The organism is Methylocapsa sp. D3K7, from assembly GCF_029855125.1.
Classification (GTDB): Bacteria; Pseudomonadota; Alphaproteobacteria; order Rhizobiales; family Beijerinckiaceae; genus Methylocapsa.
In genome coordinates this window covers 3,738,693-3,755,161 of the sequence record NZ_CP123229.1, presented here as the reverse complement: position 1 = coordinate 3,755,161, position 16,469 = coordinate 3,738,693, and the positions used below count along the sequence as shown (strand labels likewise).

Genomic DNA, 16,469 nt, shown 5'->3' with positions numbered 1-16,469 from the left:
CTTTTAGAGAAGCAGATCCGGCCGACCCGCAAATATTGATCCTCTCCTGCTCTTGATTGGAATCATGCGGACCCCGAATGTATAAGACGGCAAACCACGGAAAAATTGGAATATTACCAAATATTCATGCCCCGGACCGTGAAAGGCAACACAGAGTTGGAAATGATTGGCAGTAGGATCAGGACCCTTATCTCATGCCAGATGGCGGACGCTAAGCATGGATGACCGAACCGTTGGGGCCAAGACTAAAACGCCGGATCATGCACTTCTCCGCGACCCCCCAGCTTTGCGCGTGGACAGAAGCAAATTCCCCGAGGTGAAGGCAAAACCGGGGTCGCGGTTACGGCCGCTCGTTCTCATCGTCATTGCAATCCTCCTCGGTCTTGGCATCTACCGGGGCGCCACGGCGATCAGGGCTCCAAAAGAATCTACCACCGAACAACAAAACACCACTCCGCCCCCGGTCCGTGTGGCGACTGTTGGAACCAGCGACATCAAGGTCGTGGTGACCGGCCTTGGTACCGTAACGCCTATCGCCAACGTGACCGTGAGAACACAAGTCAACGGCCAGCTCCTGCAAGTCGGCTTTACGGAAGGCCAGCTCGTCAAAAAAGGTGACTTCCTAGCCCAGATCGACCCGCGGCCATTTCAATTGGCGCAGACTCAATTCGAGGGACAACTGATTCATGATCAGGGGCTGCTCGATCAAGCACGGGTGAATCTGGTCCGTTTTCAAACGCTCCTCAAGCAGAACTCCATCGCCCGACAACAAGCGGACGACCAAGCGTTTCTCGTCACCCAATATGAAGGCTCGGTCAAAACCGACCAAGCTCAAATTGAGAATCAGAAGCTGAACTTGATCTATGCGCATATCGTATCGCCGATCGACGGACGCGTCGGCCTCCGTCTGGTAGACGCCGGCAATTACGTTCAAACATCCGACGCTAACGGCCTCGCGGTAATCACGCAATTGCAACCGATCTCGGTGATTTTCGTGGTGCCGGAGGACGATATCCCGGAAATTCAAGCCGCGACGCGCGCGGGCCTGCCGCTCGAGGTCACCGCATATGATCGCGCCAACGTCAACCGTCTTTCCGTCGGCAAAGTCGCGACGCTTGACAATCAAATCGATCAGACAACAGGCACCGTAAAAATTCGGGCGGACTTCGATAATTCGGACAACAAGCTGTTTCCAAACCAATTCGTCAACGCCCGGTTATTGCTAAAATCGCTTCACGCCGCCGTGACCGTCCCATCAAGCGCGGTTCAGCATGGCGCCCCGGGCACTTTTGTCTACGTCGTTGGCCCCGATGATACGGTGTCGGTGCGAACGATTACACTCGGCCCGCTCGATGGCGACATGTATGCGGTCACCTCTGGACTTAAGCCAGGGGACCGGGTTGTCGTCGATGGCATTGACCGCTTGCGGGACGGAGCAAAGGTCATGATCAGCTCTGGGGGAGAAGAGCCCCATGGGCAAGCAGCGCCGGCCGCCGAAAGCGAACCGCCCGCGAAAACCGGAACCCCTGGCAACACGCGCAGCAAACACCAGCCAAACAAGCCATGATGATGGAAGACGATGTTTGAGCATCTGGCATCGCGCAACCGGCGGCGCCGATGAACCCGTCGCGCATTTTCATCCTGCGTCCAGTTGCAACGACGCTTATCATGGTAGCAATCCTGCTCGCCGGCGGGGTTGCCTATAGTTACCTGCCGCTGTCAGCCCTCCCAGAAGTGGATTATCCGACAATCGAGGTCCAGACCTTCCTTCCCGGCGCGAGTCCGGAAGTGATGACATCCTCGGTTACGGCGCCGCTAGAACGGCAGCTCGGACAGATGCCGGGTTTGAACCAGATGACGTCGGCAAGTTCGGCCGGAGCATCGGTCATCACTCTGCAATTCGGCTTGAACCTCAGTCTCGATGTCGCCGAGCAAGAAGTTCAGGCTTCCATCAACGCCGCGAACAATCTGCTGCCAAGCGGATTGCCGACACCGCCTGTCTACAACAAGGTGAACCCGGCGGACGCGCCGGTCATGACGCTGTCGGTCACTTCAAAGACCTTGCCCTTGATCACACTCGAGGACATTAGTGAGACACGGCTCTTGCAAAGGCTTTCGCAACTGCCTGGCGTCGGGCTGGTCAGTATCGGCGGCGGCCAGCGGCCCGCCGTGCGGATCAAATTCAATCCTGCCGCCCTTGCCGCTTATGGCCTCAATATCGACGATCTGCGTACGACGATTGCCAACGCCAACGTCAATTTGCCGAAGGGCAGTTTCGATGGGCCATCGCAAGCCTCGACAATCAACGCAAACGACCAAATTCGAGACGCCTCGAGCTATGGGATGCTTGTCGTGGCCTACCGCAATGGCAGCCCGGTCCGCCTTTCGGATGTCGCCAGCGTCGCTTCGGGTCCCGAAAATTCAAAGCTCGGAGCTCTGGACAATACGAGTCCAGCGATCATCCTGAGCATCCGCCGCCAGCCTGGGGCGAATGTGATCGAGGTTGTCAACACGATCAAACAGCTGCTGCCCACGATTGTCGCCAATCTTCCGGCCGCCGTCGATGTCAAGGTTCTGAGCGACCGTACGACGACCATTCGCGCCTCCGTCACGGATGTCGAGTTCGAGCTGGCGTTTGCGGTGGCCCTTGTCGTCCTCGTGATCTTCCTCTTCCTGCGAACGCTTCCGGCGACCATTATTCCGAGCCTTTCGGTGCCGTTGTCTCTGGTTGGCACCTTCGTCGTGATGTATCTCCTCGGCTTCAGTCTCGACAATCTCTCGCTGATGGCGCTGACGATCTCGACTGGCTTCGTCGTCGACGACGCGATTGTGATGATCGAGAATATTACCCGCTACATCGAAGCGGGCGATCCACCCATGGAAGCCGCGCTTAAAGGTTCTGAGCAAATCGGGTTCACCATCATTTCGCTCACCGTGTCGCTGATCGCGGTGCTTATTCCGCTGTTGTTCATGGGCGATGTGGTTGGCCGCCTGTTCCACGAATTCGCGATCACCCTGGCTGTCACGATCGTCATTTCGGCAATCGTTTCGCTGACTCTCGTGCCTATGCTCTGCGCGCGGTTGATCCGGCATCGTCCCGCTGTCAGCCGCAACCGTTTCGATCTCATGGCGGAACGCGCGTTCAACGGCTTGGTCGAACGGTATGGGCGGGCGCTCGATGTCGTACTGGCGCATCAACCGCTGACGCTTTTTGTCGCGATCGCCACTCTTGGCCTGACCATCGTGCTCTATATCATGATTCCCAAAGGCTTTTTCCCGGTGCAAGACACCGGCATGATCGTGGCGATTGCGGAAGCCCCGCAGAATGTGTCCTTCGGGGCGATGTCCGGCCTCCAACGCCAGCTCGCGGAAGCCATACTGCATGATCCGGCGGTCGAAAACGTCAGCTCGTTCATTGGAATCGACGGCGAAAACCCAACCCTGAACAGCGGCAGATTCTTGATCAATCTCAAACCCAAGGATGAGCGGCAGCTCTCCGCGAGCGACGTTGTTCAGCGCCTCCAGAAAGAGGTTTCCGGCATCATTGGCGTTTCCCTTTATATGCAACCGGTTCAGGATCTCACGATCGATACCAGCGTCAGCCGTGCGCAGTATCATTTTATCTTACAGGACGCCGATCCGGCTGCGTTCAAAATCTGGGTCCCGAAGCTGGTCGAACGCCTCCGGCAGCTTCCGGAGCTTAGCGACGTCGCCAGCGATTTGCAGAGTCAGGGGCTTGCTGTCGATCTTACCATCGACAGGGCAACCGCGGCACGGTTTGGCGTTACGCCAGCCAGTGTCGACAATGCGCTCTACGACGCGTTCGGCCAGCGGATTATTTCAACCATCTACACGCAGTCGAACCAATACCGGGTTATTCTGGAAGCAGACCCTGCCTTGCAGCGGACCCTTTCCAGCCTGTCCTCGTTCTATTTGCCGTCGTCATCATCTTCCACCAATGGACAGGTTCCACTTTCCGCAATCGTCCATGTCAGCGAGCGGTCAGGACCGCTTCTGATTACACATCTCGCGCAGTTTCCTGCCACCACGATCTCCTTCAATGTCGCCCGAGGCTCCTCTCTCGGCGCCGCCGTCAAGGCAATCGAAAAGGCCGAGCAAGAGATCGGTCTGCCAGATAGCTTTATCTCATCCTTTCAGGGTGCCGCGGCGGCATTTCGCGCCTCGGCGACCAACGAACTTCTTTTGATTCTCGCTGCCGTGATTACCATGTACATCGTTCTCGGCGTCCTTTACGAGAGCTTCATTCATCCCATCACAATTCTCTCGACCCTGCCCTCGGCGGGAGTCGGAGCGTTGCTTGCGTTGATGGCGACCGGGCACGAACTCGACATCATCGCGATCATCGGCATCGTCTTGCTGATCGGCATCGTCAAAAAAAATGCAATTATGATGATCGATTTTGCTTTGCAGGCCGAACGCTCCGAAGGACTCGCACCGCGCGACGCTATTTTCCAAGCCTGTCTTTTGCGGTTTCGCCCGATCCTGATGACGACGTTTGCCGCGATTCTTGGCGCCCTTCCCTTGATGCTTGGGACAGGTGTTGGCTCCGAGCTCCGCAATCCGCTCGGCATCGCCATCGTCGGCGGCCTGATCGTGAGCCAGGTTTTGACCCTTTTCACGACGCCGGTGATCTACCTCTACTTTGATCGTCTCGCGGTCCGCTTCGGGCGCGGGCGCGGCGGAAGCCGTCCGCTTGCCGCTAGAGAGTCTTAGGATGAACCTCTCCGCCCCCTTCATCGCGCGTCCGGTCGCAACAACGCTCCTGACGTTCGGTATCGCACTGGCGGGGTGCCTTGCTTTTCTTAAGCTGCCGGTGTCGCCCCTCCCCCAGGTCGATTTTCCAACCATTCTGGTTCAAGCGCAACTTCCAGGCGCGAGTCCGGAGACCGTGGCCGCGAGCCTGGCCGGGCCTCTTGAGCGGCACCTCGGGCAAATTGCCCATGTCACAGAAATGACCTCATCAAGCAGCCTGGGCCAGACCCGCATCATCCTGCAATTTGGCATTGAACGCGACATCGACGGCGCCGCGCGGGATGTGCAAGCGGCGATCAACGCGGCGGCGGCCGATTTGCCGACCAACCTGCCGACCAATCCGACCTATCGCAAGATCAATCCCGCCGACGCGCCAATCCTTATTCTCACGCTCGCATCGAAGACAAAGACGCGCGCTCAGATGTATGATTATGCGAGCAATATTCTTCAGCAAAGGTTGTCTCAACTCGATGGAATAGGGCAAGTCGTGATCGGCGGCGGTGCCCTGCCCGGCGTGCGGGTCGAGATCAATCCGCATGCCCTGTCAAAATACGGTATCGGCCTCGAAGATGTACGCGCAGCCCTAGCGTCCGCCAACGCCAATAGCCCGAAGGGCGCAATAGAAGATGAACGGCGACATCTTCAAATCTATACCAACGACCAAGCGACGCGGGCCGCGGATTATATGCCGCTGATCATAGCCTACCGCAATGGTAGCCCCGTGCGTCTCACCGACGTCGCCAGCGTCCTAGATTCGGCCGAAGACATTCGCAATGTGGGGCTCGACAACGGTGAAGAAGCCATTTTCGTCATCATATTCCGTCAACCGGGCGCCAATATTATTGACGCTGTCGAGCGGGTAAAAGCCGAATTGCCGCATCTGCAAGCGGCCATGCCCAGCGATATCGTGTTCAAGCCGGCCTCAGATCGCAGCAACACCATCCGCGCCTCGTTGCACGACACGGAATGGACCTTGGTCACAGCGGTTCTGCTGGTGACGCTGATAGTCTTTTTGTTCCTGCGTAATATGCGCGCGGCGATTATCCCCATCATCGCCGTCCCGGTTTCGATCGTCGGCACGTTCGGCGCGATGTATCTTTTGAACTTCAGCTTGAACAATTTGTCTTTGATGGCTCTTACCATCGCGACCGGCTTTGTCGTCGACGATGCGATCGTCGTCCTGGAGAATATTTCGCGCCATCTCGATGCGGGACGGGGGCAAGTCGAGGCGGCGCTAAAAGGTGCTGGCGAGGTCGGTTTTACCGTGCTCTCGATCAGCATTTCGCTGATCGCGGTGTTCATTCCTATTCTTTTGATGGGCGGTATTGTCGGGCGCTTGTTTCGTGAATTTGCGGTGACCCTATCGCTCGCCATCCTCGTTTCGCTCGTCTTGTCCTTAACCACGACGCCGATGCTTTGCGCAATATTTCTCAGGCCGCGTTCGCATTCGCCGGACCCTTCGTCTCGGTTTGATCCCTTTGCTAGAATTTTGCATGGCTACGAGCGCTCGCTGAGCTGGGCACTTCGTCACGGTGTCTTGGTGATGCTGGTTTTATTTGCGACCATCGGCCTCAATATCGAATTGTTCAAGATCGTGCCAAAGGGCTTTTTCCCGCAACAGGATATTGGCCGTCTTGCGGGGTCTATCCAGGCCGATCAGTCGATCTCGTTCCAGGCCATGCGGGATAAGCTCGCGCAGCTTCAGGCGATCGTGCAAGCCGACCCAGCAGTCGCCAGCGTGAAAGGCTATACGGGCACTGGCGCAGGTCAAACCAACGCCGGCTTGGTCTACATCGACCTTAAGCCAAGATCCGAACGGAGCGATACTGCCGACGAGGTGATTGCCCGTTTGCGCGAAAAACTCAGGCAAGTTCCCGGTGCCCAGCTTTTTCTACAATCCGTGCAGGATATTCGTATCGGCGGACGGATCAGTAATGCCCAGTATCAATATACGCTGCGAGGGGACAACACGGCTGAGCTTTATGCCTTCGTACCGCGTCTCGTTGAGGCCTTAAAGAGAAGTTCGGTGCTCGCAGACGTCAATTCCGACCAGCAGCAGACGGGACTTGAAACCGACGTCTTCATCGACCGTGACACCGCTTCCCGTCTCGGCCTCGTCATGAGTCAAATCGACAATACACTTTACGACGCGTTCGGGCAGCGCCAGGTCTCGACGATTTACAGCGCGGTCAATCAGTATCATGTTGTGATGGAAGTCGACCCGCGCTATTGGCAAGATCCCTCGATCCTGAGAGATCTTTATGTCAGCACCGCCGGAGCCAGTCCTAAGGGCACAGCGACAACAAACGCTGTGCTAGGAACCGTGACGCAGAGCCCCGCGCTTGCGGGGCCGGGGTCGCCAGTTGCCAATTCCAGCCAAGGCACAAATTTGGCGGGGATTGAGGCGCGCAACGCACAGACCAATTCGCTTGCCAACACTGGCAGACAAGGCACGTCAGCCGGCGCGGCGGTCAGCACCAATCAGGAAACCATGATTCCGCTCGCCGCCTTCAGCCATTTCGAACCTGGTCACACCCCCTTGGCTGTCAATCATCAAGGACTCTTCGTTGCCAGCACGATCTCCTTCAATCTGCAGCCCGGCGCTTCCTTGGGGAATGCCGTTGGCGAAATCCAGCAGGCAATGAGGAACCTGCATGCTCCCGTCACCATTCGTGGCAGCCTGCAGGGGACGGCAAAGGCTTTCGAGGAATCGCTTGCCAATGAACGCGTCCTGCTGCTGGCCGCATTGGCGACGATCTATATCGTTTTGGGCATTCTCTATGAAAGCTTCATTCACCCCTTCACCATTCTCTCTACCTTGCCGTCAGCGGGGGTCGGTGCGGTGCTCGCGTTGCTGCTGTTTCACACTGAGTTCAGCATCATTGCCATGATCGGAGTGATTTTGCTGATCGGCGTTGTTAAGAAAAACGCGATTTTGATGATCGATTTCGCGCTCGAAGCGGAACGATCGGAAAGTCTCTCGCCACAAGACGCGATTTTCCGCGCCTGTATCTTGCGGTTCCGCCCGATCATGATGACGACCTTCGCGGCAATTTTCGGTGCCATTCCGCTCGCGCTGAGCTTCGGCGATGGGAGCGAGATACGGCGCCCGCTTGGGATCGCGATCGTCGGTGGCCTGATCGTCAGCCAACTCTTGACCCTTTACACGACACCCGTGCTCTATCTTTACCTGGACCGGTTCCGGCTCTGGGCGAACCGGCACTGGCGCCGCCTGTTTCCGCGCATAGCGGGTGCCGTGCCCGAACCTTCAGAGTAGCACGTGTCCGAGGCTTAACGGTCCTACCTATTTGATTGCAATCACCATCGAATCGGTACCGGTAAGCGGCTCGACTCGTGTTTGTGAGAACCCGGCCTCGCGCATCCAAGCCTGGCAGTCTGCGCCGGTAAAGTCGAAGCCACCCGGCGTCTCAATCAACATATTCAAGCTCATCAACAGACCGAACGCGTTTTCGCGCCGCTCGTCATCGATGATCGACTCATAGACGATCAGTGCTCCGCCCTTTGCAAGGGCGGCGTACGCTTTTTCGAGCAGCATGCGTTTTTGCCCCAAATCCCAATCGTGCAGAATATGACCCATGATGAGGACGCCGGCCGCCGGGAGGGGGTCCGTGAAGAAATTTCCGCTTATAAATTTAACCCGGCTGGAGACGCCGCGCGTGCCGATAAATTCCTCGAAGACTGGCTTTACCTGTGGCAGATCATAACCAGCGCCGGAAAGATGCGGATGCCCTGAGGCAAGGGTGGCGGCCACCATACCTTGCGCGGCGCCGATGTCGGCAAAGGATTTATAATCCTGCCATGGGAATTTGGCAGCGACCGCTTGTGCCGCGCCGAGGCTGACACCACTCATGGCAGCCAAGAAGCCACGCAGCTTTGCTGGGTCGGCGTAGAGGGATGCGAATATGTCGCCCGAGTCCTTGGCCTCATTCTGATTGCGGCCGGTCTTGAGCGCTTCGGTCAACGAGCCCCAAGATTCATAAAGACGGGAATTCGCCATTTCAAGAAGACCGCCAGCATAGCTTGGCTTCGCCCGGTCGAGAAAGAGATCCACATCCAGTGCGTTGCTGTATTTTCCATCACGCCGGTCGAGCAATTTTAGCGCGACAAGCGCATCGAGAAAATCGCGGGCGGAGCGCTCATGCAGGCCGAGCCGCTGTGACAGAGTGACGAGATCGGCCGGTCCCTTGGCGAGTTCTGTGAAGAGTCCGAGTTCTACGCCGCTCAACAGCACCTTCGATGCCCAGAAACCAAACCCAATATGGAATATATTCGCGGGCGTTACGGCATCGGTCACGAGACACCTCCTTTGATTGCGGCGCCACCGAGGTCCACAAATGCGAAAATGCAAGCAACGTTTGAACGGCGCGCCCTACAACAGGGCGGGGTCAACAGAGGATCAAACAGCGGCCAATGCGTCGATAAGCTTGCGCAGAGTTGCAATGGTTGACACATCAGCGATTCCATCAACGCGAGCGGGTCTGAAATGACGCTGGAAAGCGACGATGGTAGATTGTGTCTTGACATCATAGAGTCCGGTCACATCGATGCCATAGCCGTAGCTCACCAGCATGGCTTGGAGTGCTTCCACCTCCAAGCCTTCGGCGCCTCGCTCGAGCCGCGGGCCGTCTTCGAAGGCACACGGAGTGACGAAGTGGCCAACTCCGCGGTCAGCCAATTGACCCCAAGGAAAATGTTCGCCGGGATCGTTCTTTCGATCAGGCGCCAGATCGGAATGCGCGAGAACGCGCGCTGGCGGGATTTTCCAGCGCGTGGATATGTCTTGGCAAAGCGCGATGACCGTTTCGATCTGCTCTGGCTGGTAGGGCGGCAATCCCGCAATATGGCCGTGGTTGGCGATTTCGATCCCGATCGAAACAGTGTTCATGTCACGGTCGCCAGCCCAAACACCGATGCCAGCGTGCCAAGCACGCCGCAACTCCGGTACAAGCTGAAAAAGCTCACCCTGTTCATCGACGAGATAATGCGCCGAGACTTGCGACGCTTCCGCGCAAAGGTGATCGAGGGCAGCCGCACCCGTCGCGAGACCTGTATAATGCAGGATGATCGCGTCGGGAAGCTTGCCCTTGCGATCACCATGATTGGGTGAGGGACGAACGATCGCGGAAAGCGAACTGTCTGGTGTCAATAACCGTAATACGCCGTGCATACCTGATTACCATAGGCATCATAACCAACCCGCGCGCAACGTGCGGGCGGCGGGGCTGGCTGATAGTAGCCAGGGGGAGGAGGGGGAGGAGGCGGCGCTGTGTTTGCGCCGACGATAGCGCCGGTCGCCGCGCCAAGCGCGCCGCCCGCGAGTGCGGCACCGACACCGCCGCCTGTCGCGGCACCGATCGCCGCGCCCGTCGCACCGCCGAGCGCCGCACCGCTGACACCGCGTTGCTCCGGCGTATAGCCACAGCCGGCAAGCCCTGCGGACGAGATGAGGAGTAACGTCAAAGTCGCAATCTTCTGCATGCCTTTTCCTAGCGTCTCTTCAAAGACCAGGATCGCTTCAAACCGAACGATAATGGTCTTTCGCTTTGGTTTTGTCGCATGACCTTACTTCCGGACATCTGTAACTTTTTTTAGACCTTGCTTCCGCGTGTATTGCTTCAGCAACCGCGAACTGCCCACTCACCCCAGCCAAAGCGGCGGGTCAAGCTGGAAATCGCGCCGCTCCCAAGGTTTTTGGGGCCAAGCGGCATTTGTATCACGCGCATCTTTCAAATTTGACAATTGACGAAGCGGCGCTGGACCCTTATCGCACTTGAGCCAGCCGGCCGGATGGCCGCCGCTGTCGTGGCGGAGGAAAGTCCGGGCTCCACGGAGACACGGTGCCGGATAACGTCCGGCGGGGGCAACCCCAGGGAAAGCGCCACAGAAAACAGACCGCCGCAAGGCAAGGGTGAAACGGTGCGGTAAGAGCGCACCGCGCGCATGGCAACATGAGCGGCAGGGCAAGCCCCACCGGGAGCAAGACCGAATAGGGGCAACATGCGGCATCCTCCTGAGGAGGCCGCAAATCCGTCTCCGGATCGTTGCCCGGGTTGGTTGCTCGAGGCGGCCGGTAACGGCTGTCCCAGAGGAATGGCCATCACGCGCGCGAGAACCGCGCGCCATACAAAACCCGGCTTATAGGCCGGCTGGCACAAATCCTGACCGTGAGCGCTGCGGCTGACGCTCAGGGTTTTCTTCTGTGTGCTTCACCCCAGCTTGCCTGACGCATGCGCGAGCAAGGTGTAAACCTTGCCTGTTTCCGACAGAAGATAGGTTTTGGCGACGCCTTCGCTGGCCTCGTCTTGGCCAAGCCCGGCCAGCAGCCGTTCGAACTCCTGCACATAGCGATCAACCGTCGCACGGAACTCCGGATCGAGGCGGTAACGGCGGCGGATTTCGTCAAAAGTTTGTGGCCCGCGACCAACATAGATCCGCTTCGTGAAGGCCGTTGTCTCGCCGCGGCGATAGCGGTCCCAGGCGGCGGCGGCGGCGGCATGATCAATCATCTGAGCAACATCGAGAGAGATGGCATCAAGACGTTGCGCCGGTTGCGCGGGTTTCGGCGGGATATTTGGCGATACCGCTGGTTCGTCGCTATCGACGCGTGCAAGGAGGTCGGAAATCCAACCGGCGCCGCGCTCGGGCGTTTTTCCATTGCTGGCCTGAGCCGCGGGCCGTGCCCTTGGTGTCTCCGCGCGAGGCGGCTCTTGAGTCGTCCGCTGCAATTCAGCTGCGCGAGCCGGTTCGACGCGCCGTGGCGAGACCGGCGGCGCGGCCCGGCCGCTCACCGGAACCGGTTGCGACACATCAAAGGCCCGGCCAGATTTGGTAACGACCTCGCTCAACTCTTCCAGGGCCTTGATCTGATCGGCAACGGCCCGCCGCATGGTGGCCGCCTGATGTGCCGTCTCCTGCGGCAGCTCGACCGCGCCACGATGCAAAGCCTCGCGAGTCGAGTCGAGCTCGTGTTGAATCTCGCGGGACATGCCGCGCAATTCCGCCGCCGCCGATTGGAACCGCTCCGTGGTTTGCCCCAGAATCGTTTCCAATTCCGCGTTGGCCTGCGCGCAAGCGCTGCGTACGGCGGTTGCCATAGTCTCGCTTTCCTGCTCGATGTTGCCGCGAATCCCCGCAAGCTGCCGGTCAATCATTCCGCCAGTGGACTGCGAAGTTTCCGCGAGCAATGCGCCGATATCGCGAGCGCCAGCCGCAGCCTTCTCGAATGAGCCGTCAATGCCTTCCGCGAAGGATTGCATCAGAGTTTCCAATTCCTCACGGCGTTCCTTGATACTCGCGACGAGCGAGTCGAGGGAATCGCGACGCGCCCCGAGCAACTGATCGAGCTCGCCTTGCTGGCGGGAAAGATCGCCTGTTGAACTCGCAAGGCTCTCCCGGTGCCGCGCAATCGTTTCGGCCAGGCTTCCGGCTTCGTCGAGGGTCGCACGCGTCGATTGATTGAACTGAAGGATTTCGCCGGAGAAATGCGTGAGGATCGAGCGGAAATCATCCATGCGATCGCTCAGCGCCCGCTCGGCCGCCGCGAAATCGGTGCCGGTCGCGCCAATCGCTGTCTGCAACGTCTCGCTGCTGTTCATGAGACGATCGATCACTTCGGTCATGCCAGAGCGCAACCGCTCATTCGTTTCGACCAGAGCCTCAATCGAGGCCGCAGCACCGGTTTCGATGGAGGTGCGCAACTGCGCCGCAGAGCGGTCAATGGCCGATGCAAACTCGTCTTGCTTTTCTCCGAGGCGCTGGACCACGGCATTGGCACGGCCTTCGATCGTTTGCGTCGTGGTTTCTCCGAGGTTCAAGACCTCCTCGGCGATCTGTTTGCCGAGGGCAGACAGAGAATCGACGAGCCGCACGCCGCGTGTATCAAAGAGTTCGCGCAATTCGCCAGACCGTACCGTCAATGCGGCCTGTAAGGCGTGGCCGCGTTCCCCAAGCGCCCCTTCGAGATCGCTCAGCCGGTCCGCCAAGGCGATGCTGATTTCATGGATACGCTGCGCGAGGCCGTCGCCAATCTCTCCCGCGCGGCCGGCGAGGGTTGTATCGAGATCTTCGACCGCCTGCGCAATCGTTTCGCGGATCTCCTCGGCCCGCCCGGCGAGCACTTGCCCCAATTGTCCCGCTTCGCGGTCCAGCACCGCGTTGATATTCCCCGTGTGAAGACTGAGAGTTTGATCAATCTCCTGCGTCCTCGCGGCGAGTTTGTCGGAGACCGCGCGGCCGGTTTCATCGAGGTCCCCGGCGAATGCCGCAAGACGGTTGACAACGCGATCTTCGAATTGGCTGATGCGGTCATCCAACGTCTCGGCGATCGCTGCCGCGCGGACGCCAAGCACCCCATCGACTTCATCTGTTTTGGCCGCGAAGCTCTCGGCGATCTCCGTCGAGCGGGCGGCCAGAATTGTACTGATTTCCTGGGCTTTCTCGTCGAGCGCGCGGATCACGTCGCCGCCGCCATCGCCAAGCGCCCTGGCGATTTCGAGAGCTCTCCCGGTCAATGTCTCGCTGAGCGCTTGCGCGCCGGAAGTGATTCCCTGATCTACACGGGCGATCAGATTGGCGAATGCCTGACTGACTTCCTCCGTCTTGGAAGCCGTGCGCGATTCAAAAGCTTCGATATGAGCGGCGAGTGCAGCGGCGGCTTCCTGGGCCCGCACGCCAAGCTTGTCGTTGAGTTCGCCTCCCTGCAGAGTCAGGGTTGACTCGATCGCGCCGAGGCGATCGCTAAGCGTCGCGGTAAACCGCTCAACATGCTCGTCGATGCTATTGGCGACGGCTCCCCCCTGCCCGATGACGGTTTCTTCAAACATCTGCAAGCGGCCCGCAAGGGCTTCGTTGACCCGGTCGGCATGGGTTGCGATCGCATTGATTGCTTCATTGGCGGTTTCGGCGAAGCGCTCGTTGAGATCATTTGCTTGATAGCCGATCGAAGCGACAGCCTGTTGCGCCGTCGAATCGAAATTCTCCGAGAGTGCCCCTGTGTGGTCGACGAACACCGCAACCGCTCCGCGCGCGGACTCCGCCAGATGTCCGGTCATCTCTTCGGCATGCCGGTTGAGGGCGCCAAATGTTTCGTCAAGAGTGGCGGCAAGCCGCTCATGAAGCGTATTGGCGTGATTGACAAAGGCTGTTTCCGAGTGCTGCGCGGCGGCTTCCAGCCGTTCACTAATTTGATCGGAGCATGTGGTCAGGGCGCCAAGCGTGCCGCCGACGGTCGAGGTCAAACGTGACTGCAGCGCCTCGGTATGACCATCCAACGCCGCCGCCGCTTGTGCCGCCGCCGATTCAAGGCGCGTGCTCAAATCCTCAGCATGGTGACTGATCGCTCCAAAGGTTTCACTGACCGCGGAGTTGAGGCGGCCGTGAAGCGCATCGGTGCGGCTGGTAAATTCGCTCACCGATCGCTGCGCGGTCGTCTCCAGCCGGTTGCTCATCGCCTCCGCGTGGCTCGTCAGGGCGTGGAGGGTTTCGCCAACGGTCGATTGGAGTCGATCGTGCAGAGCTTCGGTTTGACCCGTGAGTGCCTCGACGGAACGTTGCGCGGTCAATTCCAGACGTTCGCTCATATCGTCCCAATGATTTGAGAGCGCCCCGATCGTCTCGGCGCTCGTCGCCGCAAGCTGCTCGCGCAGAGCTCCGGTTTGCCCGGTCAGCGCAGCAAGCGTCGTTCTCGCTGTCGTTTCCAAGCGCTCGCTCATTTGGGTGGAATGGGCGGTCAAGGCCGACAAGGTTTCGCCAAGAGTCCCCGCCAACTGGTCATTCAATCCGGTGGTGTGATCGGTAAAAGCCGCAACCGTGTCGCGCGCGGTGGCGGCGAGATGATCATGCAGATCCTGCGAGTGACTGTTCAGTGTTGCAAGCGTATCCGCAGCCGTCGTGGCAACGCGCTGGTGTAGTGTTTCGGTGTGGCTCGTCAACGCAGAGGCAGTGGCGTCGGCGGTCGCGGCGAAGCGCCTATGCAGTTCGTTCCCATGCTGATCGAATTGGAGATGAATCCGGGATTGACCCTCGTCGAACAGCGTCGTGAGAGTCCGGGCGGAATTCTCGAGTGTTTCCCGTGCTTCCGCCGTGCGGTCATGAAGAAGGCCCGCGATGTGTTCGCTCGTCTGCGACAAAGTCTCATGCAGCGCATTGCCTTGCACCGTGATGGTGTCGTGCAGGCGATCGCTCGTCTGTGCCATGCGGACCGCGATATTTTCGCCGCGCGAAAAAACGGTGTCGGCGATTTGCGCGCCGCTAGCGTCAAGCCGTTGCGCCAGCGCGTTGCCGCGCGTCTCGAGATCGGCGGCGAGAGCTTCCCTACCCGCGCTGAACTGCTGATCCATTGCCGCCATGCGCTCGGCGATCAGCCGAGCGATGCCATCGCTCGCCCCGGTCAGACTGGTCGCGGCGTCTTGCCCAGATTGGTTGAGCCGGGAGATGAGATCGTTTCCGTGCGAGGACAGTTGCTGGACGATGGCGTCCCTGCCCTGGCCAAGTGCGGTTTTAATTTCTTCGCCCTTTGAGTCGAGCGATGCGGTGACCCGGCCTGCCGCATCTCCAACGGTTTCGGTAAATCGCGAAGAGGCGCTCGAAAGGTCGCGAGAAAGATTGTCGTGCACAAGGGCAATCGCGCCGCGAACCCTGTCAGCATTGGTCAAAATGGACTCCCTCTCGGAAGCCAGTTCATCGATCAAGGAGCGGACGCGGCGCTCATTGTCGGAGTAGGAGCGCTCAAGATTGGACACTTCGGATCTAACGAGCGTTTCAAGTTCGCTCGCCCTTGCGAGCGCGCGTTCGATACCATCTCCCATCGAAGCCACCTCGCGGCGAATGGCTTGCGACAGCGTGACCATCTGTTCGGTGGCGATGGTTTCAGGTTCTGCCAAACGGACAGCGACCTCGGTCATCGAACGGGCGGCGAGGCGCATTTCCTGACCCCGGCGCAGCAAGGTGGCCGTCACCGCAAACACGATAACAGGGCCCGCAATGGTCATGAGGGCGAGGGTCGCCTGCGGAAGTAAAGCCCCAGACGCAAGATTGAATAGGGTTGCACGATTGGCGATGAAGTAGCAAAGCGACAGGACAACCCACAAAATCGAACAAACCGCGACGAAGACCCCTGGACTGCGGTTGTAGCGGGTCTGAAACGCGCGCAGGATTTCGCCAGCGGATTGCCGGTCGTCATTGGCAGGTAAGATTGCCGTCGCAACGGTGGATCGTTCGAGGGCCTGCCGCTCCTCGCGAATTTGCTGCTTGTCCTCGCGCTTGAGACCATTTTCCCGCGGCCGGTCCAAGAGCCGGTCCTCATCAATCGCGGCCGGCGCCGCTTCGGGCATGCGGGCGTTGTCGCGTGTCCGCCGTGTGGGGTCAGGACGGGTGAGCGCCGTTTCGCGATCCGAGCGCGACCGGCCCTTCGCCGTATCGGCGCCAGGAGCCTTCGCGGATGTTTCGTCCGGCAGCATGCCTTGGCCATCGGCGCGAAGATTCAATGCCTCTTCAATGGCCAAAAGCGCCGCCGCCGCAGGATCTTGAGCTTTATTGGAACTCGCCATCGGACGCCTCTCACAAACTCCGTCGCAAGGAGGCCAAAGCTTCCCTGCGGATACACATCAGCGATCCCACGCGGAACCGTTAACCAAATCTTACTTTACAACCTGAACGGCAGGATTCAAACCGAGCAA

At 59.1% G+C, this 16,469-nt stretch carries 7 protein-coding genes and 1 other RNA gene; 4 read left to right on the top strand and 4 right to left on the bottom strand.

Going from position 1 to position 16,469, the window contains the following annotated elements:
• Nucleotides 1-217: 217 nt before the first annotated feature.
• From QEV83_RS17575 to QEV83_RS17565, 3 genes are read left to right on the top strand one after another with little or no spacing between them, the layout of a single operon-like run.
• Nucleotides 218-1,567, top strand: a complete 1,350-nt coding sequence (locus tag QEV83_RS17575; protein ID WP_280128951.1) for an MdtA/MuxA family multidrug efflux RND transporter periplasmic adaptor subunit — start codon at nt 218-220, stop codon at nt 1,565-1,567.
• Between the two features lie 50 nt (nt 1,568-1,617).
• Nucleotides 1,618-4,734 (top strand): MdtB/MuxB family multidrug efflux RND transporter permease subunit, encoded by a 3,117-nt coding sequence (locus QEV83_RS17570; protein WP_280128950.1) that lies wholly within the window; start codon nt 1,618-1,620, stop codon nt 4,732-4,734.
• Nucleotide 4,735: 1 nt separating this feature from the next.
• Nucleotides 4,736-8,050 carry an efflux RND transporter permease subunit gene (locus tag QEV83_RS17565; protein ID WP_280128949.1) on the top strand — a complete coding sequence of 1,105 codons (3,315 nt, stop codon included), beginning with the start codon at nt 4,736-4,738 and terminating at the stop codon, nt 8,048-8,050.
• Between the two features lie 27 nt (nt 8,051-8,077).
• Here QEV83_RS17565 and QEV83_RS17560 read toward each other — a convergent pair whose 3' ends face one another.
• The 3 genes from QEV83_RS17560 to QEV83_RS17550 form a co-directional block, all read right to left on the bottom strand.
• On the bottom strand, nt 8,078-9,088 hold the full coding sequence (locus QEV83_RS17560; protein WP_280128948.1) for a methyltransferase: 1,011 nt from the start codon (nt 9,086-9,088) through the stop codon (nt 8,078-8,080).
• Nucleotides 9,089-9,190: 102 nt separating this feature from the next.
• Nucleotides 9,191-9,940, bottom strand: coding sequence for an N-acetylmuramoyl-L-alanine amidase (locus QEV83_RS17555; RefSeq protein WP_280128947.1), 750 nt, complete (start codon nt 9,938-9,940; stop codon nt 9,191-9,193).
• On the bottom strand, nt 9,937-10,272 hold the full coding sequence (locus QEV83_RS17550; protein WP_280128946.1) for a hypothetical protein: 336 nt from the start codon (nt 10,270-10,272) through the stop codon (nt 9,937-9,939). Before QEV83_RS17550 ends, QEV83_RS17555 begins: the two co-directional genes overlap by 4 nt.
• A 297-nt stretch (nt 10,273-10,569) precedes the next feature.
• Between QEV83_RS17550 and rnpB the strand changes: the two genes are divergently transcribed.
• An RNA gene (rnpB, locus tag QEV83_RS17545) (RNase P RNA component class A) lies at nt 10,570-10,948 on the top strand.
• 52 nt (nt 10,949-11,000) lie between these two features.
• On the opposite strand, the gene QEV83_RS17540 is transcribed toward rnpB, so the two are convergent.
• Complete coding sequence (locus QEV83_RS17540; protein WP_280128945.1) at nt 11,001-16,340, bottom strand: hypothetical protein; 5,340 nt, start codon at nt 16,338-16,340, stop codon at nt 11,001-11,003.
• Between the last annotated feature and the right edge of the window lie 129 nt (nt 16,341-16,469).